Source organism: Conexibacter sp. JCM 18997 (assembly GCF_055391915.1).
Window position 1 is genome coordinate 4919637 of record NZ_AP043885.1, and the last position, 26520, is coordinate 4946156.

23 protein-coding genes are annotated in these 26520 nt (G+C 72.2%); 12 read left to right on the forward strand and 11 right to left on the reverse strand.

Features of this window, described 5'->3' with window-relative positions; genetic code table 11:
* Positions 1-46 precede the first annotated feature (46 nt).
* Complete coding sequence (locus ACZ5UI_RS24650) at positions 47-1111, reverse strand: creatininase family protein (RefSeq protein ID WP_464192129.1); 1065 nt, start codon at positions 1109-1111, stop codon at positions 47-49.
* Positions 1112-1221: 110 nt separating this feature from the next.
* Between ACZ5UI_RS24650 and ACZ5UI_RS24655 the strand changes: the two genes are divergently transcribed.
* Positions 1222-1602, forward strand: coding sequence for an ATP-binding protein (locus ACZ5UI_RS24655; protein WP_464192131.1), 381 nt, complete (start codon positions 1222-1224; stop codon positions 1600-1602).
* On the opposite strand, the gene ACZ5UI_RS24660 is transcribed toward ACZ5UI_RS24655, so the two are convergent.
* On the reverse strand, positions 1599-1964 hold the full coding sequence (locus ACZ5UI_RS24660; RefSeq protein WP_464192133.1) for a VOC family protein: 366 nt from the start codon (positions 1962-1964) through the stop codon (positions 1599-1601). The genes ACZ5UI_RS24655 and ACZ5UI_RS24660 overlap by 4 nt on opposite strands.
* Before the next feature lie 76 nt (positions 1965-2040).
* Between ACZ5UI_RS24660 and gnd the strand changes: the two genes are divergently transcribed.
* Entirely contained in the window at positions 2041-3060 is a 1020-nt protein-coding gene (gene gnd, locus ACZ5UI_RS24665) for a phosphogluconate dehydrogenase (NAD(+)-dependent, decarboxylating) (protein ID WP_464197876.1), read from the forward strand.
* 521 nt (positions 3061-3581) lie between these two features.
* Here the strand turns inward: gnd and ACZ5UI_RS24670 are convergent.
* Both ACZ5UI_RS24670 and ACZ5UI_RS24675 read right to left on the reverse strand, forming a co-directional pair.
* A complete protein-coding gene (locus tag ACZ5UI_RS24670) occupies positions 3582-4910 on the reverse strand; it encodes an NAD-dependent malic enzyme (RefSeq protein ID WP_464192135.1) in 1329 nt (442 codons plus the stop codon).
* A gap of 22 nt (positions 4911-4932) precedes the next feature.
* The gene (locus tag ACZ5UI_RS24675; protein WP_464192138.1) at positions 4933-5529 is read right to left on the reverse strand and encodes a nuclear transport factor 2 family protein; all 597 of its coding nucleotides are present in this window, start codon (positions 5527-5529) and stop codon (positions 4933-4935) included.
* A gap of 23 nt (positions 5530-5552) precedes the next feature.
* Between ACZ5UI_RS24675 and ACZ5UI_RS24680 the strand changes: the two genes are divergently transcribed.
* Entirely contained in the window at positions 5553-6077 is a 525-nt protein-coding gene (locus ACZ5UI_RS24680) for a MarR family winged helix-turn-helix transcriptional regulator (RefSeq protein WP_464192140.1), read from the forward strand.
* Here the strand turns inward: ACZ5UI_RS24680 and ACZ5UI_RS24685 are convergent.
* From ACZ5UI_RS24685 to ACZ5UI_RS24695, 3 genes are read right to left on the reverse strand one after another with little or no spacing between them, the layout of a single operon-like run.
* Positions 6052-7185 carry an acyl-CoA dehydrogenase family protein gene (locus ACZ5UI_RS24685; RefSeq protein WP_464192142.1) on the reverse strand — a complete coding sequence of 378 codons (1134 nt, stop codon included), beginning with the start codon at positions 7183-7185 and terminating at the stop codon, positions 6052-6054. The genes ACZ5UI_RS24680 and ACZ5UI_RS24685 overlap by 26 nt on opposite strands.
* Positions 7185-8042 carry a 3-hydroxyacyl-CoA dehydrogenase family protein gene (locus ACZ5UI_RS24690; RefSeq protein ID WP_464192144.1) on the reverse strand — a complete coding sequence of 286 codons (858 nt, stop codon included), beginning with the start codon at positions 8040-8042 and terminating at the stop codon, positions 7185-7187. Before ACZ5UI_RS24690 ends, ACZ5UI_RS24685 begins: the two co-directional genes overlap by 1 nt.
* Before the next feature lie 56 nt (positions 8043-8098).
* Positions 8099-9691, reverse strand: a complete 1593-nt coding sequence (locus ACZ5UI_RS24695) for an MFS transporter (protein ID WP_464192146.1) — start codon at positions 9689-9691, stop codon at positions 8099-8101.
* Between the two features lie 61 nt (positions 9692-9752).
* On the opposite strand from ACZ5UI_RS24695, the gene ACZ5UI_RS24700 reads away from it, so the two are divergent.
* A complete protein-coding gene (locus tag ACZ5UI_RS24700) occupies positions 9753-10691 on the forward strand; it encodes a nucleoside hydrolase (RefSeq protein WP_464192149.1) in 939 nt (312 codons plus the stop codon).
* Complete coding sequence (locus tag ACZ5UI_RS24705; protein WP_464192151.1) at positions 10688-12313, forward strand: carbamoyltransferase C-terminal domain-containing protein; 1626 nt, start codon at positions 10688-10690, stop codon at positions 12311-12313. The genes ACZ5UI_RS24700 and ACZ5UI_RS24705 overlap by 4 nt, the downstream gene beginning before the upstream one ends.
* On the opposite strand, the gene ACZ5UI_RS24710 is transcribed toward ACZ5UI_RS24705, so the two are convergent.
* Both ACZ5UI_RS24710 and ACZ5UI_RS24715 read right to left on the reverse strand, forming a co-directional pair.
* Positions 12277-13677 carry a wax ester/triacylglycerol synthase domain-containing protein gene (locus ACZ5UI_RS24710; RefSeq protein WP_464192153.1) on the reverse strand — a complete coding sequence of 467 codons (1401 nt, stop codon included), beginning with the start codon at positions 13675-13677 and terminating at the stop codon, positions 12277-12279. The genes ACZ5UI_RS24705 and ACZ5UI_RS24710 overlap by 37 nt on opposite strands.
* The gene (locus tag ACZ5UI_RS24715) at positions 13674-14243 is read right to left on the reverse strand and encodes a sulfotransferase (protein WP_464192155.1); all 570 of its coding nucleotides are present in this window, start codon (positions 14241-14243) and stop codon (positions 13674-13676) included. The genes ACZ5UI_RS24710 and ACZ5UI_RS24715 overlap by 4 nt, the downstream gene beginning before the upstream one ends.
* A gap of 89 nt (positions 14244-14332) precedes the next feature.
* Between ACZ5UI_RS24715 and ACZ5UI_RS24720 the strand changes: the two genes are divergently transcribed.
* The 4 genes from ACZ5UI_RS24720 to ACZ5UI_RS24735 are packed head-to-tail and all read left to right on the forward strand — an operon-like array spanning position 14333 to position 19592.
* Positions 14333-15199: a glycosyltransferase family 2 protein gene (locus tag ACZ5UI_RS24720; protein ID WP_464192157.1), complete on the forward strand. Its 867-nt coding sequence runs from the start codon at positions 14333-14335 to the stop codon at positions 15197-15199.
* A complete protein-coding gene (locus tag ACZ5UI_RS24725) occupies positions 15186-16241 on the forward strand; it encodes a pyridoxal phosphate-dependent aminotransferase (protein ID WP_464192159.1) in 1056 nt (351 codons plus the stop codon). The genes ACZ5UI_RS24720 and ACZ5UI_RS24725 overlap by 14 nt, the downstream gene beginning before the upstream one ends.
* A gap of 24 nt (positions 16242-16265) precedes the next feature.
* Positions 16266-17933 carry an esterase/lipase family protein gene (locus tag ACZ5UI_RS24730; RefSeq protein WP_464192161.1) on the forward strand — a complete coding sequence of 556 codons (1668 nt, stop codon included), beginning with the start codon at positions 16266-16268 and terminating at the stop codon, positions 17931-17933.
* Between the two features lie 57 nt (positions 17934-17990).
* Positions 17991-19592, forward strand: a complete 1602-nt coding sequence (locus ACZ5UI_RS24735; RefSeq protein WP_464192163.1) for a multicopper oxidase family protein — start codon at positions 17991-17993, stop codon at positions 19590-19592.
* Positions 19593-19599: 7 nt separating this feature from the next.
* Here the strand turns inward: ACZ5UI_RS24735 and ACZ5UI_RS24740 are convergent, their stop codons facing one another.
* Positions 19600-20361, reverse strand: coding sequence for a hypothetical protein (locus ACZ5UI_RS24740; protein WP_464192165.1), 762 nt, complete (start codon positions 20359-20361; stop codon positions 19600-19602).
* A 54-nt stretch (positions 20362-20415) separates the two neighbouring features.
* On the reverse strand, positions 20416-20907 hold the full coding sequence (locus ACZ5UI_RS24745; protein WP_464192167.1) for a hypothetical protein: 492 nt from the start codon (positions 20905-20907) through the stop codon (positions 20416-20418).
* A 143-nt stretch (positions 20908-21050) separates the two neighbouring features.
* On the opposite strand from ACZ5UI_RS24745, the gene ACZ5UI_RS24750 reads away from it, so the two are divergent.
* The 3 genes from ACZ5UI_RS24750 (at position 21051) to ACZ5UI_RS24760 (ending at position 26511) form a co-directional block, all read left to right on the forward strand.
* Entirely contained in the window at positions 21051-22547 is a 1497-nt protein-coding gene (locus ACZ5UI_RS24750) for a PucR family transcriptional regulator (RefSeq protein WP_464192169.1), read from the forward strand.
* Positions 22548-22690: 143 nt separating this feature from the next.
* Positions 22691-24748: a hydantoinase/oxoprolinase family protein gene (locus tag ACZ5UI_RS24755; protein ID WP_464192171.1), complete on the forward strand. Its 2058-nt coding sequence runs from the start codon at positions 22691-22693 to the stop codon at positions 24746-24748.
* The gene (locus tag ACZ5UI_RS24760; protein WP_464192173.1) at positions 24745-26511 is read left to right on the forward strand and encodes a hydantoinase B/oxoprolinase family protein; all 1767 of its coding nucleotides are present in this window, start codon (positions 24745-24747) and stop codon (positions 26509-26511) included. Before ACZ5UI_RS24755 ends, ACZ5UI_RS24760 begins: the two co-directional genes overlap by 4 nt.
* The last annotated feature ends 9 nt before the right edge of the window (positions 26512-26520 follow it).

Below are 26520 nucleotides of genomic sequence, written 5' to 3' on the forward strand. Positions count from 1 at the left end.
TTTCCGGCCGCCACAGTGCTGAGGAATTCACGCGCATTTCGCGATCCTAACCATCGCTGCGGAAGTCCCTCTCGATCACCTGGGCGGCGACACCGGCCAGCCCGACGGTCAGGCGCAGGCGATCGGCGCCGGCCGCCGCTGCGGGCAGCCGCACGGTTGCGGTCTGGCCGCGGCGCACGTAGAAGCCGGACTCGGGGCCGAGCGCATCGGCGCGCACCGGGATGCCCGTTTCGCCCGGGCTGTCGTTGATCAGCACGACCTCCGCCGGATCGATCGCCGCACCGTCGGCCTCCACCGACAGCGCGCTGATGTAGCGCGACGCTCGCCCGGGGTTGTGCAGGCCGTCGCGGGTCAGCTGCAGCGGCTCGGGCCAGCAGAACTCGACGAAGCGGCCCAGGTCCTCCAGCGTGGGCGCCGGGCCGCCGCGCAGCAGGCTCGTCGCGCGCGCGGCCAGCAACGCGGCGGCGGCGTCGACCGACGCGCGGCCCCAATCGGCGTCGGCGGTGAAGCGCGGGTTGGGGCCGTACACGCCGGCGTGGGTCGCGTCGGGATCGTCGGCCAGCCGGTCGGTCGCCACCAGCTCCGGGTGCAGCGCCAGCATCCACGACGTCTCCACCAGGGCCGCGTGGTCGACGACGCGCGGCTCGCCCTCCACCGCACGATCCAGCTGGGCCGCGTTCAGCTCCAGCCAGCACAGCCCGTAGGCCTGCAGCCCGTCGGTCACCGCCTGCTCCTCGGCGCACACGCGCTTGATCAGGTGCAGGAGGTCGAGCGGGCCGTGGCCGGTGAGCACGACGACGAGCGCGAACCCCCGGCCCGCCAGTTGCTGGATCGTCTCGCGCACGGTGGCCTCGACCAGCGCGCGGGAGAAGGTCAGCGTGAAGGGCATGTCCAGGCAGCCCGAAGCGACGTAGCTCGGTGGCAGCACGACACCGCCGGCCTGCTGCGCGGCCCGCAGCATCAGCCCGTGGGCGGTGAAGCGATCCACGCCGAAGGGCAGATGCGGACCATGGTGCTCGAGCGTGCCGATCGGCACCCAGGCGATCGGCGCGTCCTGCGCGAGCGCCTCGATCTCGGCCGCGTGCAGCTGCTCGTAGCGGCGCTCGATCATCGCTCGATCCTAACCGGAAACGGTTCCGGTGCTGTTCATACCGTGATCCGACCGAGCCCATACCGCGAACAAACCCACACGCGGGAACGTTGCTGCCCATGGAAGCCTCGATGCTCGACCTCCGACTGCCGGCCGATGTGGCCAGCGCCACTGCCGCCCGGCGGGCGCTGACCGAGCTGACCGGTGCTGCCCATCTCGACGTCGACGAGGTCGCCGTCGCCCTCTGCGTGTCCGAGGCCGTGACCAACGCGGTCGTCCACGGATACCGCGGGATCCCCGCGGACGACGACATCATCGAGGTGCGCGCCTGGGAGCAGGACGGCGGCCTGTTCGTCGTCGTGCGCGATCACGGCTACGGCCTCGCGCCGCGCCACGACTCACCCGGCCTCGGTCTCGGCATGCCGCTGATGACCGCGATGGCCGACCGCTTCTCGTTCGCGCCCGACGTTCCGGGCACGCGTGTCGAGATGTGGTTCGCCGCGACGCGCTAGCCCTTCGGCGCGTAGCGCCGGTGCAGCAGGAGCGCGTTCCCGTCGGGGTCCGCGAACGGCGCCATGTGGCACACGCCGGTGTCGATCACGTCGCCGAAGAACGTCACGCCCAGACCCTCCAGGCGCTCGCGCTCGGCGTGCACGTCGGGCACCCGTAGGGCGATCGTGGCCGGGCTGGGGGCGAACTCCCGTCCGATCGCCGCGGGGTCGGTCAGCAGCAGCGTCAGGTTGCCCGTCTCGAACTCGGCGAACTTCTCCTCGAAGGCGTGGCTCATGGGCAATCCGAGCGTCTCGCCGTAGAACGCCTTCGCGCGCGCCATGTCTTGTGTAGAAACGGAGACGAAGTCTGTGTGCTCGACCATGTCGCGAGCCTACCTGCGCCATGATGTCCGGGGTACACGACGACAGGAGCGAGGACCGATGGCGACCGACAGGCCGATGCAGCTCGGGATGGTGGGGCTCGGACGGATGGGCGCGGGAATCGTGCGGCGCCTGATGGCCGACGGCCACTCGTGCGTCGGCTACGACGTCAACCCCGACGCGGTCCACGCGCTGGAGGCCGAGGGCGCCGGCGGCGCGACCGACCTCGAGGAGTTTGTCGCCAAGCTCGACAAGCCGCGCGCGGTGTGGGTGATGGTCCCCGCGGGCGAGATCACCGACAAGACGATCGCCGCCCTGGCCGAGGTCCTCGAAGAGGGCGACACGATCATCGACGGCGGCAACACGCACTACCACGACGATCTGCATCACGCCAAGGCGCTGAAGGAGAAGGGCATCCACCACATGGATGTGGGCACCAGCGGCGGCGTGTGGGGCTTCCAGCGCGGCTTCTGCCTGATGATCGGCGGCGAGGACGAGGTCTTCGCGCGGCTGGAGCCGGTCTTCGCCACGATCGCTCCCGGTCTGGACGAGGCCGAGCGCACCCCGGGCCGCGAGGGCGATCCGATCCCCGCCGAGAAGGGCTACCTGCACTGCGGCCCCAACGGCGCGGGCCACTTCGTGAAGATGGTCCACAACGGGATCGAGTACGGGATCATGGCCGCGTACGCGGAGGGCTTCAACATCATCCGCAACGCCAACGTCGGCCTGCACCAGCAGGACATGGACGCCGAGACGTCCCCGCTGGAGTACCCCGAGTACTACCAGTACGAGATGAACGTCCCCGAGGTCGCCGAGGTCTGGCGCCGGGGCAGCGTGATCAGCTCGTGGCTGCTGGATCTGGCCGCCACCGCGTTCGTCGAGGACCCCGACCTCGAGGGGTACTCGGGCCACGTGTCGGATTCCGGCGAGGGCCGCTGGACGTCGATCGCCGCCATCGAGGAGGGCGTCTCCGCGCCGGTGCTGACCACCGCCCTGTACTCGCGCTTCGCCTCGCGCGGCAACGACCTGTTCGCCGACAAGGTCCTGTCCGCCCTGCGCAAGCAGTTCGGCGGGCACCAGGAGAAGCCCGTCCAGTAGGGCTCCGGCCGGGAACGACAACGGCGGGCAGCGAAGACAGCCGGCCCGGAGCCGCCGCGCCGAGCGCGCCGGGGTCGGTTCGCTTTTCGGACCGGCACGTGACCGACTTTAACCCCGCTATACGAGCATAAGGTCGGTCACGTCGCCCTGTTCGCCGCGCGGCCCGCGGCGCGCGGACGCCTCACGCGCCATCGCTGCCCGTCGTTCGCCGGCGCCGACTTCACGCCCGCCACTGGGCCGCGGCGGCGCGAACGAACGGCGGGCAGCGAAGACAGCCGGGCCCGGACCGCCGCGCCGAGCGCGCGGGCGGGGTCGGTTCGCTTTCCGGACACGTCGCTCCTTTCGCCACGCGGACCGCGGCGCGCGTACGACTCACGCGCCATCGCTGCCCGTCGTTCGCCCGCGCCGACGCCACCGACAACGAGAAGAGCCGCCCCGAATCGGAGCGGCCTATCCAGGTAATCGGCCAGCGCCGACGCACCTTGAGAGCGGCAACGCGCCAGCTGCGGCGCGAGACGCGCTCAGCCGGAGACCTTGATCAGGTCCGCGACGCCGCTGTCGATCGCGGCGGTGCGGACGGCCTGGGCGACGGCGTCGTGGACGGCGTGGTCGAGCACGTCGGGCACGAGCTCGGACTCGACGGTCAGGCCGGCCAGCGCCCAGGCGGCGGCGCGCTTCATCTCGAGGTTGATCTGGTTGGCGCCGGCCAGCAGGGCGCCGTGGAAGATGCCCGGGTAGCCGAGGACGTTGTTGACGCTGGTGCCGTCGGCGGCGAACGCGGCACCGGCGGCCAGCGCGGCGCTGGGCGTGATCTCCGGCTCGGGGTTGGTCAGCGCGAGCACGACCTGGCCCGGACGCACCATCTCGGGCTTGATCAGACCGGGCCGGCCGCTGGTGGCGACGACGACGTCGGCCTCGCGCATCACCGTCTCGAGGTCGACGATCTCGATGCCGTGCTCGGCCGCCTGGGCCTGCGCGGCCGGGTTGGGATCGGTGGCCAGCACGCGATGCACGCCGGCGTCGTGGATCAGCGAGGCGATGCCGAAGCCGGCGGCGCCCAGGCCGATCTGGCCGACGACCGCCTCGTCCAGGCGCATGTCGACGTGGCGGCAGGCGGCGATCGCCGCGGCGAACGTGACGACCGCGGTGCCGTGGACGTCGTCGTGCATGACCGGCTGGGGCAGCGCCTCGATCAGGCGCCGCTCGATCTCGAAGCACGCGGGGGTGGAGATGTCCTCCAGGTGGATCGCGCCGAAGCCGGGCGCGATGCGCACGACGGTCTCGACGAACTCGTCGACGTCCTTGGTGTCGATCAGGATCGGCACCGCGCTGATGCCGACGAGTTGCGCGTAGAACAGCGCCTTGCCCTCCATCACCGGCATGGCGGCCACCGGGCCGATGTCGCCCAGGCCGAGCACGCGCGTGCCGTTGGTGACGATCGCGACGCTGCGGCCGATCATCGTGAAGCGCGCGGCCAGCTCGGGGAACTCGGCGATGGCCAGCGACACGCGGGCCACGCCCGGCGTGTAGACGTCGCGCACGTCCTGGTTGGAGCGGATCTCGCGCCGGGAGACCACGTCGAGCTTGCCGCCGTCGTGGGCCAGGAACGCGCGGTCGTGGAACCACGAGACGGTCACGCCCTCCAGCGCGCCCAGGCCGTCGGCCAGCTCCTCGGCGTGCGCCTTGTCGCGGACCTCGACGGTCACGTCGCGCAGCGCCTCGTGCTTGGCCACCGAGATCGTGACGATGTCGCCGATCAGCCCGCCATGCTCGGCGATCCGTCCGGTGACCTGGGCGAGCTGGCCCGCGCGGTGCGGGATGCGCAGGCGGTAGGTGCAATCCATCGGCATGAGGCCGATGAGGCTACGAGGCTCAGCGATCCAGTGGTCCGCCGGCCAGCCAGGCCTGGCCCGCGGCGTACAGCGCCTGCACCTCGGGACCGTCCAGGCCGGGCATGTCGCGCTTGACGTCGTAGCCGATGCCCTCCTGCAGGTAGGCCAGGTGGCGGTAGCCCACGGGATAGCCGGCCAGCCGATCGGCGTCCAGCGCCGGCGCGGCCCCCGGGTCCACGGGATCCAGGCGGTCGCGCTCGTAGATCGGCTGGCGCAGGACCAGCCCCCAGCGCCCGACGCGGCGCTCGAAGAAGTCGTAGAAGCGCCCGGTGCAGACGACGTCGCACTCCACGTCCTCGACGACCGCGCGCTGCGCGATCGTCATCTTCGTCTGGGCGACCGCCCGGTCGCCGGCGACCTCCACCGCGCTCCCGCCCAGGAAGTGCAGGATCCGCACCCCGCGCGCGTAGCCCTCGCGCGAGACCCGGATGAACTCCTCGAACGGGCCCTGCCACCAGGTGGCCATCATGCGCCCGTCGGCGTGCCAGACCGTGCGGAAGCGCTCCCAGTCCATCGCGTCGCGCCACACCGCCCAGCCCTCGACCAGCCGGCGAATCGTCAGCTCGTCCTCGTCCACGTCGCGGACCGTACCCTGTGCCGGTGTCCGACCCGCCCCTGAAGTTCGATCCGATCGTCGAGGCCGGCCGCCAGTGGCGTGAGCGCTGGGGCGCGGAGGCGGTCGCCCCGATGATGGCGGCGACGTCGATCATGCGCGTGCAGCAGATCCTGCTGGCCCGCCTGAACGCGACGGTCGAGCCCTACGAGCTGACGTTCCCGCGCTACGAGGCGCTGATGCTGCTGTTCCTGTCGCGCAACGGCTCGCTGCCGCTGGGGAAGATGGGCGCGCGGCTGCAGGTGCACCGCACGTCGATGACCAACCTGATGGACGGGCTGGAGAAGGCCGGGCTGGCCCAGCGCTCGGCACACCCGACCGACCGCCGCACGACGCTGGCCACGATCACCGACCGTGGTCGCCAGGTGGCCACCGAGGCGACCGACGCGCTCAACGCGCTGCGCTTCGGCGTGGATCCGCTGCCGGCGGACGCGCTGGAGTCCCTGATCGAGACCCTCGAACGCGTGCGCGCCGACGAGGACGACTTCAGCTCGCCATCTGGCGGGCGATGATCACCCGCTGGATCTCGTTCGTGCCCTCGTAGATCTGGGTGATCTTCGCGTCGCGCATCATGCGCTCGACCGGGAACTCGTTGACGTAGCCGTAGCCGCCGAGCACCTGCACCGCGTCGACGGTGACCTTCATCGCGTTGTCGGAGGCAAACAGCTTGGCCATCGAGCTGTACTTGGCGGCGGCCGCGTCCCCGTCGTCGGACAGGACACAGGCCTTGTAGAGCAGCTCGCGCGCGGCGGCGGTGCCGGTCTCCATGTCGGCCAGCTTGAACTGGATGCCCTGCAGGGCGTGGAGTGGCTTGCCGTTGACGAGGCGCTCGGCCGCGTAGCGGTTGGCGTAGTCGGTGGCGCCCTGGGCGATCCCGACGGCTTGCGCGGCGGCGCCCAGGCGCGTGCGCTGCAGCGTGGCCAGCGCGACGGGCAGGCCGCGGCCGACCTCGCCGATCACGTTCTCGGTCGGCACGCGCACGTCCTGGAAGACCGGCGAGCCGGTGGGGGAGCCCTTGATGCCGAGCTTGTGCTCGAGCTTGCCGATGGAGAAGCCGGGCCGGTCGGCCTCGACGACGAAGGCGGTCATGCGCCGGTTGGGGCGATCGGTGACCGCGAACACCACGTAGAAGTCGGCCACGCTGGCGTTGGTGATCCAGGTCTTCTCGCCGTTGATGATCCACTCGTCGCCGTCCTGGACGGCGGTGGTGCGCATGTCGGCCGGGTTGGAGCCGGCCTCGGCCTCGCTCAGCGCGAACGCGGCCGCCCACTCACCGGTGGCGCACTTGGGCAGGAAGCGCTGCTTGAGCTCGTCGGAGCCGAACAGCTGGATCGGCAGCGTGCCCAGCTCCTGGACCATCAGGATCAGCGCACACGAGGCGCAGGCCTTGGCGATCTCCTCGACCGCCATCTGCAGCATCAGCGTGCCCGTCCCGGTGCCGCCGTGCTCCTCGCCGAAGGGCAGCGCGAGCACGTCGTTCTCGCTCAGCAGCGTGCGGATGTCCCACGGGTACTCGGCCTTGAGGTCGATCTCCTGCGCGCGCGGGGCGATGCGCTCGATGGCGATCTGACGGATCGTGTCGCGGAAGTCCAGGAACTCCTGGGGGATCTCGTAGGGCATCAGGCGCTCCGGTAGTCGTAGAAGCCCTCGCCGGTCTTGCGACCGTGCTTCCCGGCCAGGATCATCCGCTTCATCAGCGGCGGCGGGGCGTACTCGGGGCGCTTGAACTCCTCATACAGCGAGTCGCACACGGCGTACAGGACGTCGAGCCCGATGAAGTCGCACAGGGTCAGCGGCCCCATCGGGTGGCCGGCGCCGAGCTTCATGCCCTCGTCGATGTCCTCGCGCGTGGCGAAGCCCTCCTCGAGCATCCGCACGCCGGCCATCAGGTAGGGGACCAGCAGCATGTTGACGATGAAGCCCGAGCGGTCCTTGGTGCGGATCGGGTGCTTGTCGATCTGCCGCGCGAAGGCGTCGGCCGTGGCGAACGTCTCCTCGCTGGTGTCCAGCGCGACGACGATCTCGACGAGCTTCATGACCGGCACCGGGCTGAAGAAGTGCAGGCCGCAGACGCGCTCGGGACGCTGCGTCCAGGAGGCGATCTGGGCGATCGGGATCGACGACGTGTTGGAGGCCAGCAGCTTTGCGTCGGGCACGCGCGCGTCCAGGTCGGCGAACACCTGGCCCTTGATGCGCGGGTCCTCGACGATCGCCTCGATCACCAGCTCGGCGGGGGCCAGGTCGTCGAGGTTCGTCGTCGGGACGATCCGCTCGAGCAGCCCCGCCGCGTCGGAGTCGCTCAGCTTCCCGCGCGCGACCGCGCGCCCGACCGACGCTTCCAGGCCCGCCCGCGAGCGGTCCAGCGCGTCCTGCTGCGGTTCGTAGAGGTGCACGCCGACCCCGGCCCGGGCCGCCGATTCGGCGATGCCCGTGCCCATGAACCCCGCACCTACGACCCCGATGACCTCGATCGCCATTCGCTGCTCCTTTCCCGGCCAGCGTAGCCGCTACGAGGGCTTCCGACTATCTGTGGTCAGAGCGCGGCGCCGTCGACCACGCGCGGGGCCGGGCGGGGCATGCCGGTGGCCAGCACCGGGTCCTCGACCGGCTCGGCGTCGACCGGTCCGGACCGGCGCAGCAGGACGACGGCCAGGACCAGCCCGACGGCGATCAGCGCGGCCGACAGCTTCAGCGCCGTGCCCAGCGCGGAGACGAACGCCTCGCGGACCGCCTCGGTCACCTCGCTGGCCTGCGCCCCGGCGAGCTGGTCGAGCGTCTGCGTGGCGCCGGGCGTGCCGGCCAGGACGCCGTCGAGCTGCACGGCCTGGTCGGCGGTGACGGTCACACCGGCCTGTGCGGTCTCGCTCACCGTCCGGTCGGTCAGCAGCTGGTTGAAGATCGCGCCGGTGACCGCGACGCCGAGCGTCGCGCCCAGGCCGCTGAGCGTCACGAGCATGCCCGAGGCGGCCCCCGCGTGGTTGCGCGAGATCGCGTTCATCGCCGCGAGGTTCATCGGCGTCAGCGAGACGCCGACGCCCAGGCCCATCAGCGCGGTGGGGATCCACAGGTCGGCGTACGTGGTGTGGACGTCGAGCGTGGAGATCCAGGCCACCGAGATGGCCATCAGCGCCAGGCCGAAGACGATCGGCGGGCGCGGCCCGGTGCGCGCCGCGATGCGCCCGCCCAGCGGCGACCCGACGACCATCAGCCCGGTCAGCGGGACCAGCAGCACGCCGACCTTCACCGGCCCGTCGCCCAGGATCTCCGAGAAGTACAGCGGCAGGAAGAACAGCAGCGCGCCGAAGCTGAAGTCCAGCACGAAGATCACGATCGTCGAGCCCAGGAAGTTGCGCTGGCGGAAGAAGCTGAAGTCGATGATCGGGTGCGCCGAGCGCAGCTCGTTGACCACGAACGCGGCGAACAGGACGGCGGCGGCGACGAGCAGCGCGACGATCGCCGGCGAGCCCCAGCCCCAGGTGGACCCCTGGATCAGCGCCAGCGTCACGGTGGTCAGCGCACCGGCCGAGAGCAGGACGCCCGGCACGTCGACCTCGCGCGAGATCGTCGGGTCGCTGGACTCGGGCACGCCGCGCAGCGTCAGCACGGCGATCGCGATGGCCACCGCGATGCACACCCAGAAGATCCAGCGCCAGTCCAGCTCGCCGGTGAGCACGCCGCCGACGAGCACGCCGACACCCGAGATCAGCTCGGTCGCCGCGCCCCACATGCCGATCGCGAAGCCGCGGCGGGCGTCGGTGAACACGTTGGTGATGATCGACATCGACGACGGCATCAGCAGCGCGCCGCCGATGCCGGCGACGGCGATGCCCGCCAGCAGCGTGACGATGCCCGGGCTCAGCGCCGCCAGCAGCGAGCCGATCGCCAGCAGCGCGGTGCCCAGCAGCAGGATCCGCCGGCGCCCGAAGATGTCGGCCACCCGACCCGCGGTGATCAGCAGCGCGGTCATCGGGATCATGAACGCGGTCACGGTCCACTGCAGCTCGGCGATCGACGTGCCGAACTCACGGTGGATCGTCGGCACCGCGACGACGATCGCGGCGGTCGGCAACTGCACGATTCCCGCCGCCGCCACCGTGGCGGTCAGCGTCTGGCCGCGGCTCAGCACGGTGCGATCCGTCGCATGGTCGCGAATCTAGTGCAGCGCGGGGTCGTCAGACTGCAGTGACGTGTCCCCGATTCCCGTGATCCTCGACTGCGACCCCGGCCATGACGACATGGTCGCGATCATGCTCGCGGCGGCCCACCCGGCGATCGACCTGCGGGCGATCACCACGGTGGCGGGCAACGCGTCCCTGGAGCGCGTGACGCACAACGCGCGGGCCACCTGCGCGCTGGCCGGCATCACGGGCGTGCCCATCGCGGCGGGCGCGGACGGGCCGCTGATCGGCGAGCTGACCGTGGCCGACCACGTGCACGGCGCGTCCGGGCTGGACGGCGTCGAGCTCGGCGTCGGCGACGTGCCCCTGCACGAGCTGCCCGCCGTCGCGCTGATGGCCCGGGTGCTCGAGGAGGCCTCCGAGCCGGTGACGATCTGCGCGGTCGGGCCGCTGACCAACGTCGCGCTGCTGTGGAAGGTCCACCCTGATCTGGTCGCCGCGCGCGTGCGCGAGATCATCGTGATGGGCGGCACGCTGGGAGCGGGCAACGTCGCGCCGCTGGGCGAGTTCAACATCATCACCGACCCGGAGGCGGCGGCGATCGTGATCGCGGGCGGCGTGCCGGTGACGCTGTGCCCGCTGGACGTGACCCACCAGGCGCTGGCCACGCCGCAGGTGTTCGACCGCCTCAACGCGCTGGGCACCGAGCTGGCCTCGACCGTGTCGGTGCTGCTGGCCTTCTTCGCCGACCGCTACCTGGACGTGTGGGGCATCCCCGAGCCGCCGCTGCACGACCCGGTGACCATCGCCCACCTGATCGACCCGACGCTGCTGGAGCTCGTCGACGCGCACGTGGCCATCGAGCTGACCGGCACCCACACGCGGGGCGCCACCGCCTGCGACCGCTTCGGCGTCACCGGCCACGCGCCCAACGCGAAGGTGGCGATCGGGATCGACGCCGATCGGTTCTGGGACCTCGTGATCGACGCGGTCGACCGGCTCGGTTGATCGTCCTCGGCCTCAGCGGCGGGCACGACGCCAACTGGTGCGTCGTGGCCGACGGCGTGCTGCTGGGCGCCTTCGAGAAGGAGCGCTTCACGCGCCGGCGCCACGACGGCGGCGCGGTCGTCTCGCTGATCGACGCCTCGCTGCGCAGCCTGGGCCTGACCGCCGGCGACATCGACGTGCTGGCCACGTCGGAGCCGGTGTGGCAGGGCCTGGATCCGGGCCACACGCTGCTGGGCGGGCGCCGCTACGAGCGGCTGACCGACTGGCAGTGGCAGTCGGCGCGCTGCCTGGGCCGCATCCTGCCCTGCCTGAGCGTGCCCCACCACGTGGCCCACGCCGCCTACGCGCGCTACACCGGCGCCGCGCCGGACACGGCGGTGCTGACCATCGACGGCGGCGGCGACGCCTACACCGTCGACGCCGGCGCGGCGACCACCGTGTCGTCCTGGCGGGGCTCGCGCCTGGACTGGATCGAGCGCATCGACAACTCCGACATCGGCTCGTTGTGGTGGGCCTACGCGCACGCCGTCTTCGGGGACCGCCAGTCCGCGGGCAAGCTGATGGGCCTGGCCGCGCTGGGCAGCGATCGGCTCGTCGAGGCGATGACCGACCGCGTCGTCGTCGACGTACCGGCGGTGCTGACCGACGCGGTGACCATCAAGGACTTCTGGGCCGACTTCCCGCGTCCGCCGTTCGTCGCGCGGGGGATCGGCTGGGAGCACCCCGACGCGCGAGACGTCGCCTTCGCCGTGCAGGCCGTGACCACGCGCGCCGGCCTGAGCCTGGCCCGTGCGCTGCGCGCGCTCACGGGCCATCCGGCGCTGGCCATCAGCGGCGGCGTCGCCCTCAACGGCTACCTGGCCGAGGCGATCACCCGCGAGAGCGGGTTCGCCGACGTCCACGTCCCGCCGGCCGTCCACGACGGCGGCGTCGCCGCCGGCGCCGCGCTGTTCGCCACCCATCACGAGCTGGGGGTGCAGTTCGACCCGGCGGCGGCGCGCGAGCTGGCCTTCCTGGGCGTGCCGTACGCGGCCGCGGAGGTCGAGCGCGCGCTGGGCGCGAGCGACCTGCCGCACCGCGCCGTGGAGCGCGACGAGGCCGTGCAGGCCGCGGCCGACGTGCTGGCCGACGGCGGCTTCGTGGCCTGGTTCGAGGGCCGCTCGGAGCACGGTCCGCGCGCGCTCGGGCATCGCTCGCTGCTGTCCTCGCCGATCACGGACGGCCATCGCGACCGGCTCAACCGCGACGTCAAGTTCCGCGAGCCGTTTCGCCCGGTCGCGCCGGTGGTGCGCGACCAGGACGCCGAGCGCTACTTCGCGCTCGACCGCCCCTCGCCGTACATGATGCGGATCGTCGACGCGCGCGAGCCGGCTCGCAGCGGGGCGCCCGCCGCGGTCCACGTCGACGGCACCTCGCGCGTCCAGACGGTCGCCGCCGACAGCAGCCTGGGCCGGATCGCCGGCGCGTTCGGCGCGCGCACGGGCACGCCGATCGTCATCAACACCTCGCTGAACGTGCGCGAGCCGATCGTCGAGACGCCGACCGAGGCGCTGGCCACGTTCGCGCGCGCGCCGATCGACCTGCTCTACCTCGACGGCTGGCTGGTCACCCGGTCGGGCTGAAGCCGGGCCAGCGTGTCGGTGATCCCGCGCGTGATGTGGTGCACGGGCACCGCCTCCTGGTCGTAGAGGATCCCGAACGTCACGTGGTCGCCGAAGCTGAGCACGACGACGCGCAGCGAGCTGGCGCCACGCAGGTTGCCCACGCCGTAGATCGACTGCACGCGGTGGCCGGTCACGAACAGGTCGCCGGTCGGGCCCGGGATGTCGGAGAACAGCAGGTTGCCGCCCTCCCAGGCCTTGGCCGACAGCCGCTCGAACGCGCCCATCGGCAGCAACATGTAGGCGTGCATCAGCCGCTCGAGCGCCCGCGCGTCGGTCGTCTTGCGCCGCGCCGACTGCTCGTGCGCGATGCGCAGCACGGCCAGCGGATCGGGCTCGTCCAGCGGCAGCTCGAGCACCATCAGCGCCGCGTGCTTGTCGAACTCGTTGGGCCCGCCATCCTGGAGGGCGACCGTCACCGGCACCTCGACGCGGACGGTCTGGCCGGCCTTGTCGACGGGGTCCAACATCGCGGCCAGACCGCCGACCATCGCCGTGACGACCACGTCGTTGAACGAGACGTGGTGGCCGAGCACGTCCTGGGCGGCCCGGACGTCGGCCCGCGTGACCTGCACCAGCTCGAGCGCGCGCCGGTCGCTGCGCCGGGCCAGCAGCGTGCTCGGCGTTCCGGACAGCTCCTCGTGGTAGGCGGTGTGGATCTGACGCACGGTGTTCAGCGTGTGCGCCGGGTGGCCGACGGCGCCGCCGAGCAGGGTGCGGACCTCGTGACGGTGCTCGCGGTGCACGTCGTGGGCCAGCGCCTGGAGCTGCTCGGGCGTCGGCAGCGGGGCCGGGGCGTAGGGCTCCGGCGTGCGCAGCGGTCGATCGGGCGCGTCGTCGAGCAGCATCGCCGCGCCGGTCACCGCGCACATCACGCCGTCCTGGATGAAGTGGTGCACGCGGAAGGCGACGCCGGCCCGGCCGCCCTCGATCCGGGGCACGACCATCACGCGCCACAGCGGCCGGCCGGGATCCATCGGCTGGTCGTTGAACATCAGCAGCAGCTCGCTGAGACGGGCCAGGCTGACCTCGGCGTCGGCGGCGACGAGCTGGATGTGCGCGTCGAGGTCCAGCTCGGGGGCGTCGGCCAGGACGTGCAGGGGCGCGTGCGTGGGCAGCCGCAGCGCGATCTTGCGCAGGCGCGGGGCGAAGTCCAGCGTGGAGGCGACACGCCGCTTGACCGCGGCGAGCAGGTCGCCGGGCGCGACCGGCTCGGCCAGCTCGATGACGATCGCCGCGCCGATCGTGTTGTGCTCCGGGTTGGGACCGGCCAGGCAGGTCTGGGCCTCGGCGCCGAGCACCTCGACCCCGGGGATCTCGATCACGCCGTCACCTGGGTGCGCAGCACGGTGTGCTGGGCGGTCGCCTCGGGTGCCTCGTCGGCGTCGGTCACGTGCGGGAAGGGCGCGGCCGGTGCGGGCGCGGCGCCCAGGAACGCGGCCAGCCGGCCCCACGGCGCGTCGGCGGTGACGTCGAGACGCAGCAGATCGTCGGGCCGTTGCGCGAAGTGCGTGGCCACGGCCTCCTCATGGCGGTCGTAGGCGGCGGCGAAGTCGGCGCGGGCAGGCGGGAAGGCGCCGTAGCAGTGGCGGGTGATGCGCTCCCCGAAGGCCTGAAAGCGGGGCGTCGTCGTCGGCCAGGCCACCAGCAGGCGCGCGTAGTGCGCCTCGACCGCGTCCAGCCAGGCGTTGCGCTCGCGCGTGGTCAGCACGAAGCGGCTGCCCGGATAGCGCGCGTCGAGCTGGGCGAAGAAGCCCGCCGCGGGTAGGTCGAGCAGCGCATCGTGGTGATCCAGGACGCTGAGGCTCGGCGCGCCGCCGAACAGCTGGCTCTCGGTGCGAGCGTCGAACGGATAGTGCAGCGCGCGCAGGCCGAGCCGGTCCAGCGCCACCGTCAGGCTCCGGGTGCCGGTGCGGCTCAGGCCGATTCCGAAGAGCTTCGATGGGGGTGCGGCGGGGCGGACGGCCCTAGCATACGGACGTGCCGTCGGCCCCCGAGCACGCTCCGCTGGTGAGCGTGGTGATCCCTTGCCACGACGAGGTCGAGGCGCTCGGTCGCACCCTCGCCGGGCTCGCCGCGCAGGTCGGCGGCACCGCGGACATCGAGATCATCCTCGTCGACAACGACAGCGCCGACCCGCGGCTGGAGGCGGTGTGGCGCACCCACCGCCGCCGCCTCGACCTGCTGCTCGTGCGCCGCGGCCCGCTGCCCGAGCCCTACGCGCTGTGCCGGGCGCGCAACCTCGGCCTGGCCGTGGCCCGCGGCCGATGGATCTGGACGCTGGACTCCGACTCGATCCCGGCGCCGGGCGCGCTGGCCGCGCTGCGCGAGGCGCTGCCCGACGCGCCGGTGATGCTCACCGGCGAGCGCATCTTCGTGAGCGGGCACGGGCTGACCGAGGAGGCGATCCTGGGGGGAGCCGGGGCGCTCGAGGCCGCGCCGCGAGTGGCCAGCGCCTCCAACTACGAGCTGCCGCGCGACCGGCGCTTCCCGGAGATCGCGGGCCTGCCCGACCTCGACCACCCGTGGGACTACCTGCACGGGGGCAACACGGTCTTCCGCCGCGCCGACGCGCTGGCGGTCGGCGGCTACGACGAGGCGTTCGACGGCCGCTGGGGCTACGAGGACGACGAGTTCGCCCACCGCATGATCGTCCGCGGCGGCTGCGTTGCCCGCTTCGTCGCCGGGCTCGAGGTCTTCCACCAGGAGCCGGCCGCGCCGCCCCCGGTGGAGCGCCGCGACAAGCACGCCAACCCCAACTGGGAACGCGTCTGCGGCTGCATCCCCGGCTATCGGGAGCACAAGCTCGCGGCCTACGACGCCCACGGGATCGATGTCGTCGCCTGAGCCGCGGGCCGAGCGCCTGCGCCTGAGCGTGCTGGGCGGGCGCGACGACACGCCGCCGCATCTCACCCGCCTGGACCTCAACACCGCGCCCGCGCCCGCGCCGGGCTGGTCGGAGCGGCTGGCCGCCGAGCTGGCCGACGTGTCGCTCAACGCGTACGGCGACGAGCAGGCGCGTCCGCTGCGCGCGGCGCTGGCCGGCTACACCGGCCGCCCGCCGGAGCAGATCTTCGTCGCCGGTGGCTCGATGGCCGTGCTCGAGCGCCTGGTCGACGCCTACGGCGGCCCGGGCCGGGTGGCGCTGGCGTTCGCGCCCGGCTACCAGGGCGTCGAGCGCCTGTGCGCGGCGCGGGGGATGACCGTGGCGCTGGCCGCCCGCGACCAGGCCTTCGGCGTCGACGCCGAACGGGCGCTGGCCGCGGTGGCCGAGCATCGGCCCGATCTGGTGTTCCTGTGCCATCCGGGCAACCCGAGCGGGCGGCCCGAGGATCCCGAGGCGGTGCGGGCGATCTGCCGGGCGGCGAGCCACGCGCTGGTGATCGTCGACGAGGCCTACGTCGAGTTCGCCGACGCGCCGTCGATGGCCTCGCTCGGCGCGGGCAACCTGGTGATCGTGCGCACGCTGTCGAAGGCCTGGGCGCTGGCCGGGGCGCGGGTCGGCTACGCGCTGGCCGCGCCCGCGATCGTGCAGACGCTGTTCGACGGCCATCTGCCGGGCGGGGTCAGCGCGCTCACGCAGGCGGGCGCGCGCGCCGCGCTGGCCGAGCCGCTGGACGCGCGGACCGCGCGCATCGCCGCGATCGTGGCCGAGCGCGAGCGCCTGCAGGCCGGGCTGGGGGCCCTCGAGGGCGTGCGCGTGTGGCCGTCGCAGGCCAACTTCGTGCTGTTCGCGCCGCCCGATCCGGACGCGGTGCTGGCCCGGTGTCTGTCCGCCGGTCTGCTGATCCGCGACGTGCGCGGTCGGGCCGGCCTGGACGGCTGCCTGCGCGCGACGATCGGCCTGCCCGACGCCAACGACGCGCTGCTGGCGGCCGTCACCGGCTGAGCGCTCCCTACAGTGGTCGCCGTCATGGTCGCCGCCCCGCTCGCCTCCTCTCGCCGACGCCGCGCCTGGGCCGCCGTTCCCGCCGCGCTCGTCGCCCTGCTCGTGGCCGCGCCGTCCGCCCTCGCGCAGGCGACGCCGATCGAGCCCGTCACGCCGCCGGTCGTGCCGATCACGCCGGTCGCCCCGCCGCTGGATCCGGTCACCCCGACGACCCCGACGGCGACGCCCACCTCGACCTCCGCCGTCGTGCTGGTCAGCGGCTTCAACACCAGCTCGCCCTTCTCCACGCCGGCCTGCGCGACGACCGGTCGCGGGTCGACCTGGGGCGTGGCCACCGGGCCCGCGGCCGCGCTGACCGCCGGCGGGTTCTCGGTCTACACGGCGCCGGTGGCCAACGCCGACGCCCCGCCGCCGACCTCCTGCCTGGGCGGGCAGAACACGCCGGACATCCCGTCGGGCGGCTCCACCGTGATCGACTCCAACGGCGAGCTGGCCGACAACGCGGCGGCGCTCGTCGCCTTCCTGCAGTTCCTCAACCAGTCCTACGGGATCACGAACGTCTCGCTGGTCGGCCACAGCGACGGCGGCCTGTGGTCGCGCGCGGCGATCTCCCAGCTGCGCGCGTCCGGATCGCCGGTCACGGTCAGCAGCCTGACCACGATCGGCACGCCGCACACGGGCTCCTTCGGGGCCGACCTGGCCGTGGCGATCGCCGCCGACGGCGGCTCGTGCAACGGGCTCAGCGACCTCGAGTACGCGGTCTGCATCGCCTCCTACCAGGCGGTCGAGCAGATCTTCGCCGACACCGGGCAGGCCACGATCGAGGAGTTGTCGTCGGCCTGGCTGAGCCAGTGGAACCCGACGACCACGATCGGGTGCGCGGTCACCACGCTGGGCGGCGACCACGTCGGCTGGGACCTGGGCGTGGGCACGTACTACAGCGCCAACGACGGCATCGTCGGCCAGGCCAGCGCGCTGAACCAGGCCACGGTCATCCCGATCCTGACGGCGGCGCCGTTCACGCCCGTCGCGCCGCCCGGCGGTCTGCCGCAGCTGTACGACGCGGTCCACTCGGTGTCGCTGACGTTCCTGACGGCGACCACCGAGCTCAACGATCCGGCGCTGGCCCAGGCGGTCGCGGCGGCGGTCACCTCGCCGCCGCCGGGTCCCTGCGCGAGCCCCACCTCCGGGCTGCGGTCCGCGCTGCAGGCCGCCACGCTCCCGGCCCAGCCGACGGCGAAGCCAACCGCGGTGCCGCTGCGCCAGGTCGAGGCGACGCGCAGCGGGAAGCTCTCGGCGCTGGGCGCCGGCGACGCCGTGCTGCTGCTCAAGGGCGCCTCGGTGCGCTGCGGTTCGCGCGCGCTGCCCACCGCGCCGCTGCTGGGCTCGCGCACGGTGCGCGTCGCCGCCGGGATCTGCTCGCACCGCCTGACCACGCGCGGCCGGGTGCTGAAGCTGACCCAGTCGGGCGCCCGCCTGTGGCTGACGCGTTCGGGCGACACGCTGCGCTATCGGCTCACCGGTCCCCGGCTCCGCGACGTGCGCGTGCAGCTGCGCACCGACGGCCGCTGGCGCACGGTGCGCGGGGGTCGCGTGACGGTGCCGGCCCGCTCCCACGACCCGGCGGTGCGCGTGCGCGCGATCGGGCCGGGCGGGGACCGGCTGCGCGCGATCGGCCGCATCGCCGTCTGAACGGCGGACCGGCAGAACTAAGGGACGCGGCCGTTGCTGCCGAATACCGCGTTCAGCATGCTCCACGAACGCGGCCGGTCACGCTGGATCTCTGTCCCTTGCGCGCTGGTCGCGCTGCTGCTCGGGGCCGGGGCGGCCCACGCCGCCGACCAGCCCGCACCCTGGAAGCCGATCGCCGGGTTGCCGCTGGAGGAGCCCGTCCAGGTGTATCCCCACCGCGGCGTGCTGAAGGTGACGATGGACGCCGAGCTGCGCACGATCTCGGTGTCCGGCTCCAAGGTGATCGCGCAGCCGTTCAACGGGCGGCTGATCGGGCCGACCCTGCACGTGCGTCCCGGCGACACGATCGACGTGACGTTCCGCAACGCCACGCCGCAGGACACGAACTTCCACTTCCACGGCATGCACGTCTCGCCCAAGGGCGACGGCGACAACGTGTTCCGCAGCTTCCGGCCGGGCACCACCGTGCACTCGCGCGTGACGCTGCCGCTGGACCACTCGCCCGGCACGTACTGGTACCACGCGCATCTGCACGGGCTGACCGAGCCGCAGCTGATGGGCGGCCTGTCCGGGCTGATCGTCGTCGAGGGCCTGGACCGCTACCTGCCCAGGGCGCTGCACGGCATCCGCCAGCACCAGCTGGCGATCCGCGACCTGCAGACCTCGTCGGCCGAGCCCTGGTCGACCGCGCTGACCGGCGAGATGATCGACGTGCAGAAGCCGACGACGCGCCTGGTCAACGGCCGCCTGCAGCCGCGCATGGCGCTGCGGTCGGGGGAGACGCAGCTGTGGCGCCTGGGCAACATCGGCTCCGACCTGTTCTACGACGTGCAGCTCGTCGGCCACAAGTTCACGGTGATCGCCGAGGACGGCTCGCCCAAGTGGCGCGTGCGCACCGTCGACCACCTGGTGATGCCGCCGGGCAAGCGCTTCGACGTGCTGGTGGTCGGCGGCCGGCCTGGCCGGTACGTGTTCAAGACGCGCAAGTACCACCGCCAGGAGGGCTTCGAGCTGCTGCCCGAGGTCAAGCTGATGGACGTCGACGTGCTGCCCCGGGCGCCCGGTCAGCGCGTCGTGCGCCAGCTGCCCTCGGGACGCAACCCGGCCGTCGAGGCCAGCCCGGCCGGGCCGATCGTCGGCCGCCCGATCGTCCGGCGCCGCACGTTCACGTTCAGCTTCGACTTCAAGAGCAGCGAGTTCGCCCGGATCAACGGGCAGGCCTTCGACCCGACGAAGACCAACGTCGCGCCCTACGTGAACACGGTCGAGGAGTGGACCCTGCGCAACGCGACGACGGAGGACCACCCGTTCCACATCCACGTCAACGACTTCCAGGTCATCAGCGTCAACGGCAAGCCGTACCACGCCTCCGGCCTGCAGGACGTGGTGATCATCCCCCACCGCCGCAACGGCCAGGCCGGCGAGGTGGTCATCCGGATCCCCTTCGACGAGTTCACCGGCCACTTCGTCTTCCACTGCCACATCCTGGCCCACGAGGACGGCGGGATGATGATGACCGTCCAGGTGCGCGACCGAGGCGCGCCGGTCACGCCCCCGCCGGGGGCCACGCACGCCCACCAGCACATGCTGCGGGCCGCCCGCTACGCGCTGATCTGCCGCCTGCGCAAGCTGGGCGCCGCCGGCCTGCGCACCGTCTGAACCCTGGTCAGGAGGGCAGCGCCGCGACGCCGAGCTGCGCCTCGACCTGCTCGGTGATCTTCCGCGTGCGCCGGTTGGGCAGCGCGAAGTGGCGCAGCTTGATCGTGCCGGGCAGCTCGTCGGGATCGCGCAGCTTGCGCAGCCGCCACAGCGCCTGGGCGGCGTCCATCGGCGACATCTCGCGCAGCGACTTCTTCGTGACGCGCTCGTCGACCAGCTGGTCGGCCACGGATGGCCCGGTCCCCTCGATCGAGGCCCGGGCGGACTCCAGGTCCGGCGTCAGCTGCCACAGCAGCAGCAGGTGGGCGGCGATCTCCTCGTCGCTCAGCGCGAGCCCGTGGCGATCGACGATGTCGCACACGAGCATCGCCTCCGAGTAGAGGCTGGCCACGAACAGGCCCAGCGGCCCGCCGAAGATCCCCACCAGCCCGGCCTGGCGCTGGCGCCGCTTGCCCGCGCGGTGCACGTCGTCGCCGGAGATCAGCCGGACCTCGTCGTCGTTGAGCGCGTCGACGAGCAGCACGATGAACGCCTCGACGCTGATCCGCGCGCTGTCGTCGGTCATCAGCTTCAGTCGTGCGGACGCCGAGGGGTCCCGGCCCTGCAGCCACTCGCCGGCCTTGCCCATGCCGGTCCTGGTGACGTCGGCCGCGTCGGACGCGCGTTCCTTGGCCTCGGTGGCCGCGGCGCCGGCCAGATCGCCGGCCAGGTCCGCCGCCTTGGTGGTCGCCTCAGCGGCCTTTGCCGCGAGCTTCGATCGAAGTCCCATTGCGCGTCGCCGAGTCCATACCCGGGGCGCCGCCCGGGCATGCCCGCGGCCGGTTCAGCGCTTGGCGCCGATCGCCCGCAGCACGCCTTCGGACATCTCCTCGTAGGTGATCTGCCCGGCGGCGAACTGGGCGTTGAGCGCGTCGATCTGCGCCTGGTAGTCGGCGGCCGGCCGGCCCGACCCGGCATCCGGATCGGGGACCCCGCGCGACAGGTCGACGTCGACCCCGAACTCCACGGCGACCGCCTCCAGGCCGCGCCCGAGGATGCCCCCGCGCACCTCGCCGAAGACCGAGTCCCAGTGCACGTCCACGCGATCGGGATGGTCGGCGTCGACGGTCACGGCAACGCGCATGCCCAGTTCAGGCCACCGGTTCGCGGTCATGATCGGCTCGTGGTGCTTGACCACCTGCGGCGCGACCCCGGGAACGTCGAGCAGCAGCTTCATCTTGCAGTTGCCGGTCGACCGATCCGCGCGGCGCTTCCACGTCTCGACGATCTCGGCATGCCCGTCCACCGGGCGCTTGATCCGACGGAAGAGACCCATGGAGGCGAGCAGACCACCTGCGCACCCCGCAAGTCAAGGCCTGATCAGGCACTCCAAAGGCCCCGTTGACACGGGATCTTCCGCGCATTCAGGGCCAGGCGATACCGCCCCGTGTCGATGTCAGACCTGGTTAGGCTTCGCAGATGGCGCTCACTGTTCGGGAACTCACCGAGGTCCCTTTCCTGCGCACGCGCCTGTTCGCCGGAGCCGCTGGAGCCGAGAACCGGATCCTGTGGGCCCACAGCGTGGAGATGCCGCACCCGTGGGAGTGGCTGGAGGCCGGCGACCTGCTGATGACCGTCGGGCTGGGGATCCCCAAGACGCCCGAGGGGCAGGTCCGCTTCGTCGAGGCGCTGGCCGCCGTCGGCGTCAGCGGCATCGCGCTGGGCGCCGACATGCTCGTGCCCCCGCTCACCGATGAGATGGTCGCGGCGGCCGACCGGCTGGCGCTGCCGCTGCTGTGGACCGCGCTGGAGATCCCCTTCGTCCAGGTGGCGCGCACGGTGGCCGCGTCGAGCCGGGGGCCGGAGCACCTGCGGCTGGTCAAGACGGTCCGCATCTACGACAGCCTGCGCGCGGCGGCGATCCGCAGCTCGACCCCGGCCGAGCTGCTGGAGGCGCTCGGTCGCGAGATCGACTGCGAGCTCTCGGTGTGCACGAACGGCGCCGGGCGGGCCGTGTTCCCGGACGCCCACGTCCCCGCGCCCGAGGTCGTCCAGGCCTTCCTGGACGTGACCGCGGCCCGCAGCAACGGGATGCCCGGCATCCTGCGCATCCCCGTCGGCGATCGGACGACCATCGTCGTCCCGGTGCCGGCCCAGCGCCCCGTGTCGCTGCTGGCCGTGCCCCGCGGCTCGGAGTTCCCGCCCTACGCGATCCTCCAGCACGTCGCGACGGTCGCCGCGCTCGAGGTCGAGCGCCTGTTCGCCCAACGCGAGGAGACGCGCCGCTTCGGGAGCGAGACGCTCGTGCACCTGCTCGAAGGTCGTCTGTCCGCCGTGTCGGCCGCCACCCAACTGGAGACGCACGGCCTGGGGTCGGGCCCGTACGTGATGGTCATCAGCCATCGCGAGGGCGATCGCAACGGCTGGGTGCATCACGCGCTGGCCGAGCGCAACGTGCCCAACATGCTCCGGGCCAGCGGCGACCTGCTGTTCTGCCTGGCCCCGGCCGGCGAGGACACCGTCCGCGACATCCTCGAGGTGCTCGAGGTCGACGGCACCACGGTCGGCGTCAGCGACGGGTTCACCATGCTGGAGACGCTGCCCAACGCCGTGCACGAGGCCCGCTGGGCGCTGGACACCGCGCGGGCCGAGGGGCGCCGTTGCGCCCGCTACGGCGAGCGGCTCCTGGTCGGCGGCCCGCGGTCGGTGGGCGAGGCCCGCGACCTGATCGACCGGGTCCTCGGGCCGCTCATCGAGTACGACCGCGAACGGGGCAGCGAGCTGGTGCATTCGCTGTCGGTCTTCCTGCGCTGCAATCGGTCCTGGCAGCAGGCCGCGGCCGAGCTGTTCGTCCACAAGCAGACGCTCGTCTACCGGATGCGCCGCGTCGAGGAGCTGTCCGGGCGAAAGCTCAACGACACCGAGTCGATCGCCGAGCTGTGGCCCGCGTTGCGCGCCCTGGAGATCCTGCGCTGAGCGGGCAGGACGCACCCGGGAAACCCGTGCCTCATACCAACGCACAGACTGCCTTCGATCGTTCATAACGGCGGCCCGAGGCGAAGCAAGCGAAGCCGATCTAGGTTCCGCCCAGTCCCCATTCGATCGGGAGCGACGACACGATGCTCAGGGTAGGAATTGACGTAGGCGGAACCTTCACGGACCTGTTTGCCTGGGACGCGGAAGGCCGGAAGGTCCGAGAGGCCAAGGTCCTCTCGACGCCCAGCGACCCGTCCATCGGGGTCATGGATGCACTCGCAGCGGCGGGCATCACCGCCGGCGAGATCGACACCGTCGTCCACGGGACGACGATCGCGACGAACGCGCTCATCGAGCGCCGCTATCCCGAGCCCGCCCTGATCACGACGCGCGGCTTCCGCGACGTCATCGAGATCGGGCGGCAGCGCCGTGTCCACCTGTACGACCCCTACCAGGTCAAGACCGCCCCGCTGATCGCCCGCAGCCGGCGCTTCGAGGTGGGCGAGCGGATGGACGCGCAGGGCAACACGGTGTCCCCGCTGGATCGCGACGAGGCCCTCGCCGTGATCGAGGAGATCGCCGCGCTGGGCATCCCGAGCATCGCGGTGGCGTTCATCAACTCCTACCGCAGCGGCCAGCATGAGCAGGAGCTCGCGGCGCTGATCCGCGAGGTCATGCCCGAAGCGCAGATCGCGCTCTCCTCCGAGACGCGCCCGAAGATGCGCGAGCTCGGCCGCTTCACCACGACGGTGATCCGGGCGGCGCTGCTCCCCTCGGTCGGCGCCTACATCGACCGCCTGCTGGAGAAGCTCGACGCCTACGGCTCGACGGCGCCGCTGTACATCGTCAAGAGCAACGGCGGCATGATGAGCGCCGAGACCGCCAAGGAGCGCCCCGAGGAGCTGATCGCCTCCGGCCCCGCCGGCGGTGTGGCCGCCGGTGGCTACCTCAGCGAGCTGCTCGACGCGCCCAGCCTGATCGTCACCGACGTCGGCGGGACCAGCTTCGAGGCCAGCCTCATGGAGAACGGCCAGGGCCTGGTCACCGACGAGTACGAGATCGAGTGGGAGCGCCCGATCATCACGCCGATGCTCGACATCCGCAGCATCGGCGCGGGCGGCGGCTCGATCGCCTGGATCGACGACGGCGGTTCGCTGCGGGTCGGCCCGCAGAGCGCGGGCGCCGACCCCGGGCCGGCCTGTTACGGCCGGGGCGGGACGACGCCGACGGTGACCGACGCCAACCTTGTGCTCGGGCGCATCGACCCGACGCTGGGCGGCAAGTTCGACCTCGATCTCGACGCGGCCGTGAGCGCGATCACCTCGGTGGCCGAGCCGCTGGGGATGTCGCTGCACGAGTGCGCGGAGGGGATCACGAAGATCCTGTCGGAGAACATGGCCTCGGCCGTCCGCATGGTCTCGACCGACCGCGGCCGCGACCCGCGTGACTCGACGCTCGTCGCCTTCGGCGGGGCGGGCGCCCTGCACGCCTACGCGATCGCGCAGTCGGTGGGCATCGAGAAGGTGCTGGTGCCGCGCTTCGCCGGCGTGGCCTGCGCGTTCGGCGCGACCACGATGGACGTCCGCCACGACCTCGAGGTGACGTTCTTCGCGCACTCCACCGAGGTCGACGTGGCCGCGCTCAACGAGGCCTACGCGACGCTCGAGGGCCAGGTCGTCGGGCTGCTGGAGCAGGATGGCGTCGACGCGGACGCGATCACGCTCGAGCGCACGGCGCTGATGCGCTACGTCGGCCAGACGTACGACATCCCGACGCCCGTTCCCGCCGGCGAGCTGACGGCGGAGACCGTCGAGCAGGTGGCCACCGCGTTCAACGGCGTCCACCAGCGCGAGTACGGCGTCTCGTCGGAGGCCTTCGCGGTCGCCTTCGTGACGCTGCGCGTCACCGGCGTCGGCGCGACCGCCAAGCCGGACGGCGACGCGTTCCGCGAGGCGCTCCTCTCCACCACCGTCTCGACGAACGGCGCCGGGTCGTTGAAGGAGCGCCGTCAGGCCTACTTCGACGGATCGCACCACGACATCGAGATCCACGACGCGGCCAAGCTGAAGACCGATCAGGTCGTGCACGGGCCGGCGGTCATCGAGCAGACAGACGGCGTGATCGTGCTTCCGCCAGGAGCGATCGGCCGCGCCGACCGATACGAGAACGTTCTCATCACGACCGACGAGGCAATCGCATGAGCGCCACCATTCCGACCGCCGGCCAGCGCACCCTGGACCCCGTGACGTTCGAGGTCCTGCGCCGCAGCTTCGAGTACGCCTCGGAGCGCATGAGCCAGGTCCTCCAGAAGGCGTCGTTCTCCCCGATCATCTACGACATGGTCGATTACTCCAACGCGATCTTCGACCCCAACGTCGAGCTGATCGGCCAGACGGCGAACTGCCCCGTGCACATCGCCGCGATGCACTTCAGCGCGCGGGCCTCTCTGGCCCGCTATCCGCTGGACACGCTGGGGCCGGGCGACGTGATCGTGCTCAACGACCCGTACTCGGGCGGCACGCACGTGCCGGACGTGACGCTGTCGATGCCGATCTTCTTCGAGGACGAGCTGCTGGCGGTCGCCGTCAGCCGCGCGCACTGGACGGACCTCGGCGGCAACCTCGACATCCACATCGGCGGCGAGGGCCTGCGCCTGCCGCCGCTGATGCTGATGAACGGGGGCGTGCTCAACGACGACCTCGTCGCCGTCATCAAGAACAACACCCGCACGCCGTCCTACATCGAGGGCGACATCCAGGCCCAGATCGGCGCGCTGCGCGCCGCCGAGGACGAGATGCTGCGCCTGGCCAACAAGTACGGCGCCGACGTCGTCCGCCAGGGCATGACCGAGGTGCTGGACTACACGCAGGCGATGACGGCCGCGGCGATCCGCCGGATCCCGGACGGGGTCTACGAGGCCAGCGACTACATCGACAGCGACGGGTTCTCCGAGGACCCGGTCACGGTCCGCGTGAAGCTGACCGTCGCCGACGACCGCATCGAGATCGACCTCAGCGACAGCGATCCGGTCACGCTCGGGCCGATCAACTCGCCCTACGCGAACACCGCGTCGGCCGTGTACTACTCGCTGAAGTTCTTCCTCGGCCCGGACGCGCCGCCGAACGCCGGCCTGTACCGCCAGCTGGACCTGATCATCAAGGAGGGCACCTGGCTGAACCCGGCCTGGCCGTCGCCCACGCTGGGCTGCACGACCGCGGCCTCCTCGAAGATCTGCGCCGCGATCTGGCTGGCCATGGCCAAGGCCATCCCGGACGAGGCGATCGCCCCGACCTGCGCGGAGTGCAACTGGTTCGTGGCCAGCGCGACCGATCCCGAGACCGGTGAGGTGCACGTCCTCAGCGACCTGCCCGCCGGCGGCTGGGGCGGCACGCCCTTCAACGACGGCATGCACGTCACGATGGACCCGCTGGGCAACTGCCAGAACCTGCCCGCGGAGACGGCCGAGATGTCGTTCCCGATCCGCTACCTCTCCTACGAGATGATCACCGACTCCGGCGGGGCCGGGAAGTACCGCGGTGGCTGCGGGGTCCGGGCCGAGATCCAGTTCCTCGGCCGCGGCCAGATGATCACGATGGAGTCCTCGCGCACCCGCGAGGGGTCGCCCGGCATCAACGGCGGCGGCCGCGCCCGCGAGCAGAAGCAGCTGCGCCGCGCGGTGGACGGCAGCCTGTCGGTCATCGGCGGCCCGGCGGAGGACGGCACGTGGCTCCCGCAGATGCTCGGGAACATCCCGTTCATGCCCGGCGAGTCGTTCGTGTTCGAGAGCTCCGGAGGCGGCGGCTGGGGCTCGGCGCTGACGCGCGATCCGCAGCGCGTGGCGCTGGACGTGCGCAACGAGGTCGTCTCGCCCGAGAAGGCGGCGAACGACTACGGCGTCATCCTCACGGACACGCTCGAGCTGGACGAGGCCGCCACCGCGGCGCGCCGGAACGAGCTCGCCTAGCCAGGACGA

Bases quoted from the DNA above. Each gene is read 5' to 3' on its own strand.
- ACZ5UI_RS24650 (WP_464192129.1), bottom strand. From the start codon at position 1,111: ATGATCGAGCGCCGCTACGAGCAGCTGCACGCGGCCGAGATCGAGGCG.
- ACZ5UI_RS24730 (WP_464192161.1), top strand. From the start codon at position 16,266: ATGGTCGCCGCCCCGCTCGCCTCCTCTCGCCGACGCCGCGCCTGGGCC.
- ACZ5UI_RS24725 (WP_464192159.1), top strand. From the start codon at position 15,186: ATGTCGTCGCCTGAGCCGCGGGCCGAGCGCCTGCGCCTGAGCGTGCTG.
- ACZ5UI_RS24760 (WP_464192173.1), top strand. From the start codon at position 24,745: ATGAGCGCCACCATTCCGACCGCCGGCCAGCGCACCCTGGACCCCGTG.
- ACZ5UI_RS24750 (WP_464192169.1), top strand. From the start codon at position 21,051: ATGGCGCTCACTGTTCGGGAACTCACCGAGGTCCCTTTCCTGCGCACG.
- ACZ5UI_RS24735 (WP_464192163.1), top strand. From the start codon at position 17,991: ATGCTCCACGAACGCGGCCGGTCACGCTGGATCTCTGTCCCTTGCGCG.
- ACZ5UI_RS24745 (WP_464192167.1), bottom strand. From the start codon at position 20,907: ATGGGTCTCTTCCGTCGGATCAAGCGCCCGGTGGACGGGCATGCCGAG.
- ACZ5UI_RS24685 (WP_464192142.1), bottom strand. From the start codon at position 7,185: ATGCCCTACGAGATCCCCCAGGAGTTCCTGGACTTCCGCGACACGATC.
- ACZ5UI_RS24740 (WP_464192165.1), bottom strand. From the start codon at position 20,361: ATGGGACTTCGATCGAAGCTCGCGGCAAAGGCCGCTGAGGCGACCACC.
- ACZ5UI_RS24755 (WP_464192171.1), top strand. From the start codon at position 22,691: ATGCTCAGGGTAGGAATTGACGTAGGCGGAACCTTCACGGACCTGTTT.
- gnd (WP_464197876.1), top strand. From the start codon at position 2,041: ATGCAGCTCGGGATGGTGGGGCTCGGACGGATGGGCGCGGGAATCGTG.
- ACZ5UI_RS24660 (WP_464192133.1), bottom strand. From the start codon at position 1,964: ATGGTCGAGCACACAGACTTCGTCTCCGTTTCTACACAAGACATGGCG.
- ACZ5UI_RS24670 (WP_464192135.1), bottom strand. From the start codon at position 4,910: ATGCCGATGGATTGCACCTACCGCCTGCGCATCCCGCACCGCGCGGGC.
- ACZ5UI_RS24655 (WP_464192131.1), top strand. From the start codon at position 1,222: ATGCTCGACCTCCGACTGCCGGCCGATGTGGCCAGCGCCACTGCCGCC.
- ACZ5UI_RS24690 (WP_464192144.1), bottom strand. From the start codon at position 8,042: ATGGCGATCGAGGTCATCGGGGTCGTAGGTGCGGGGTTCATGGGCACG.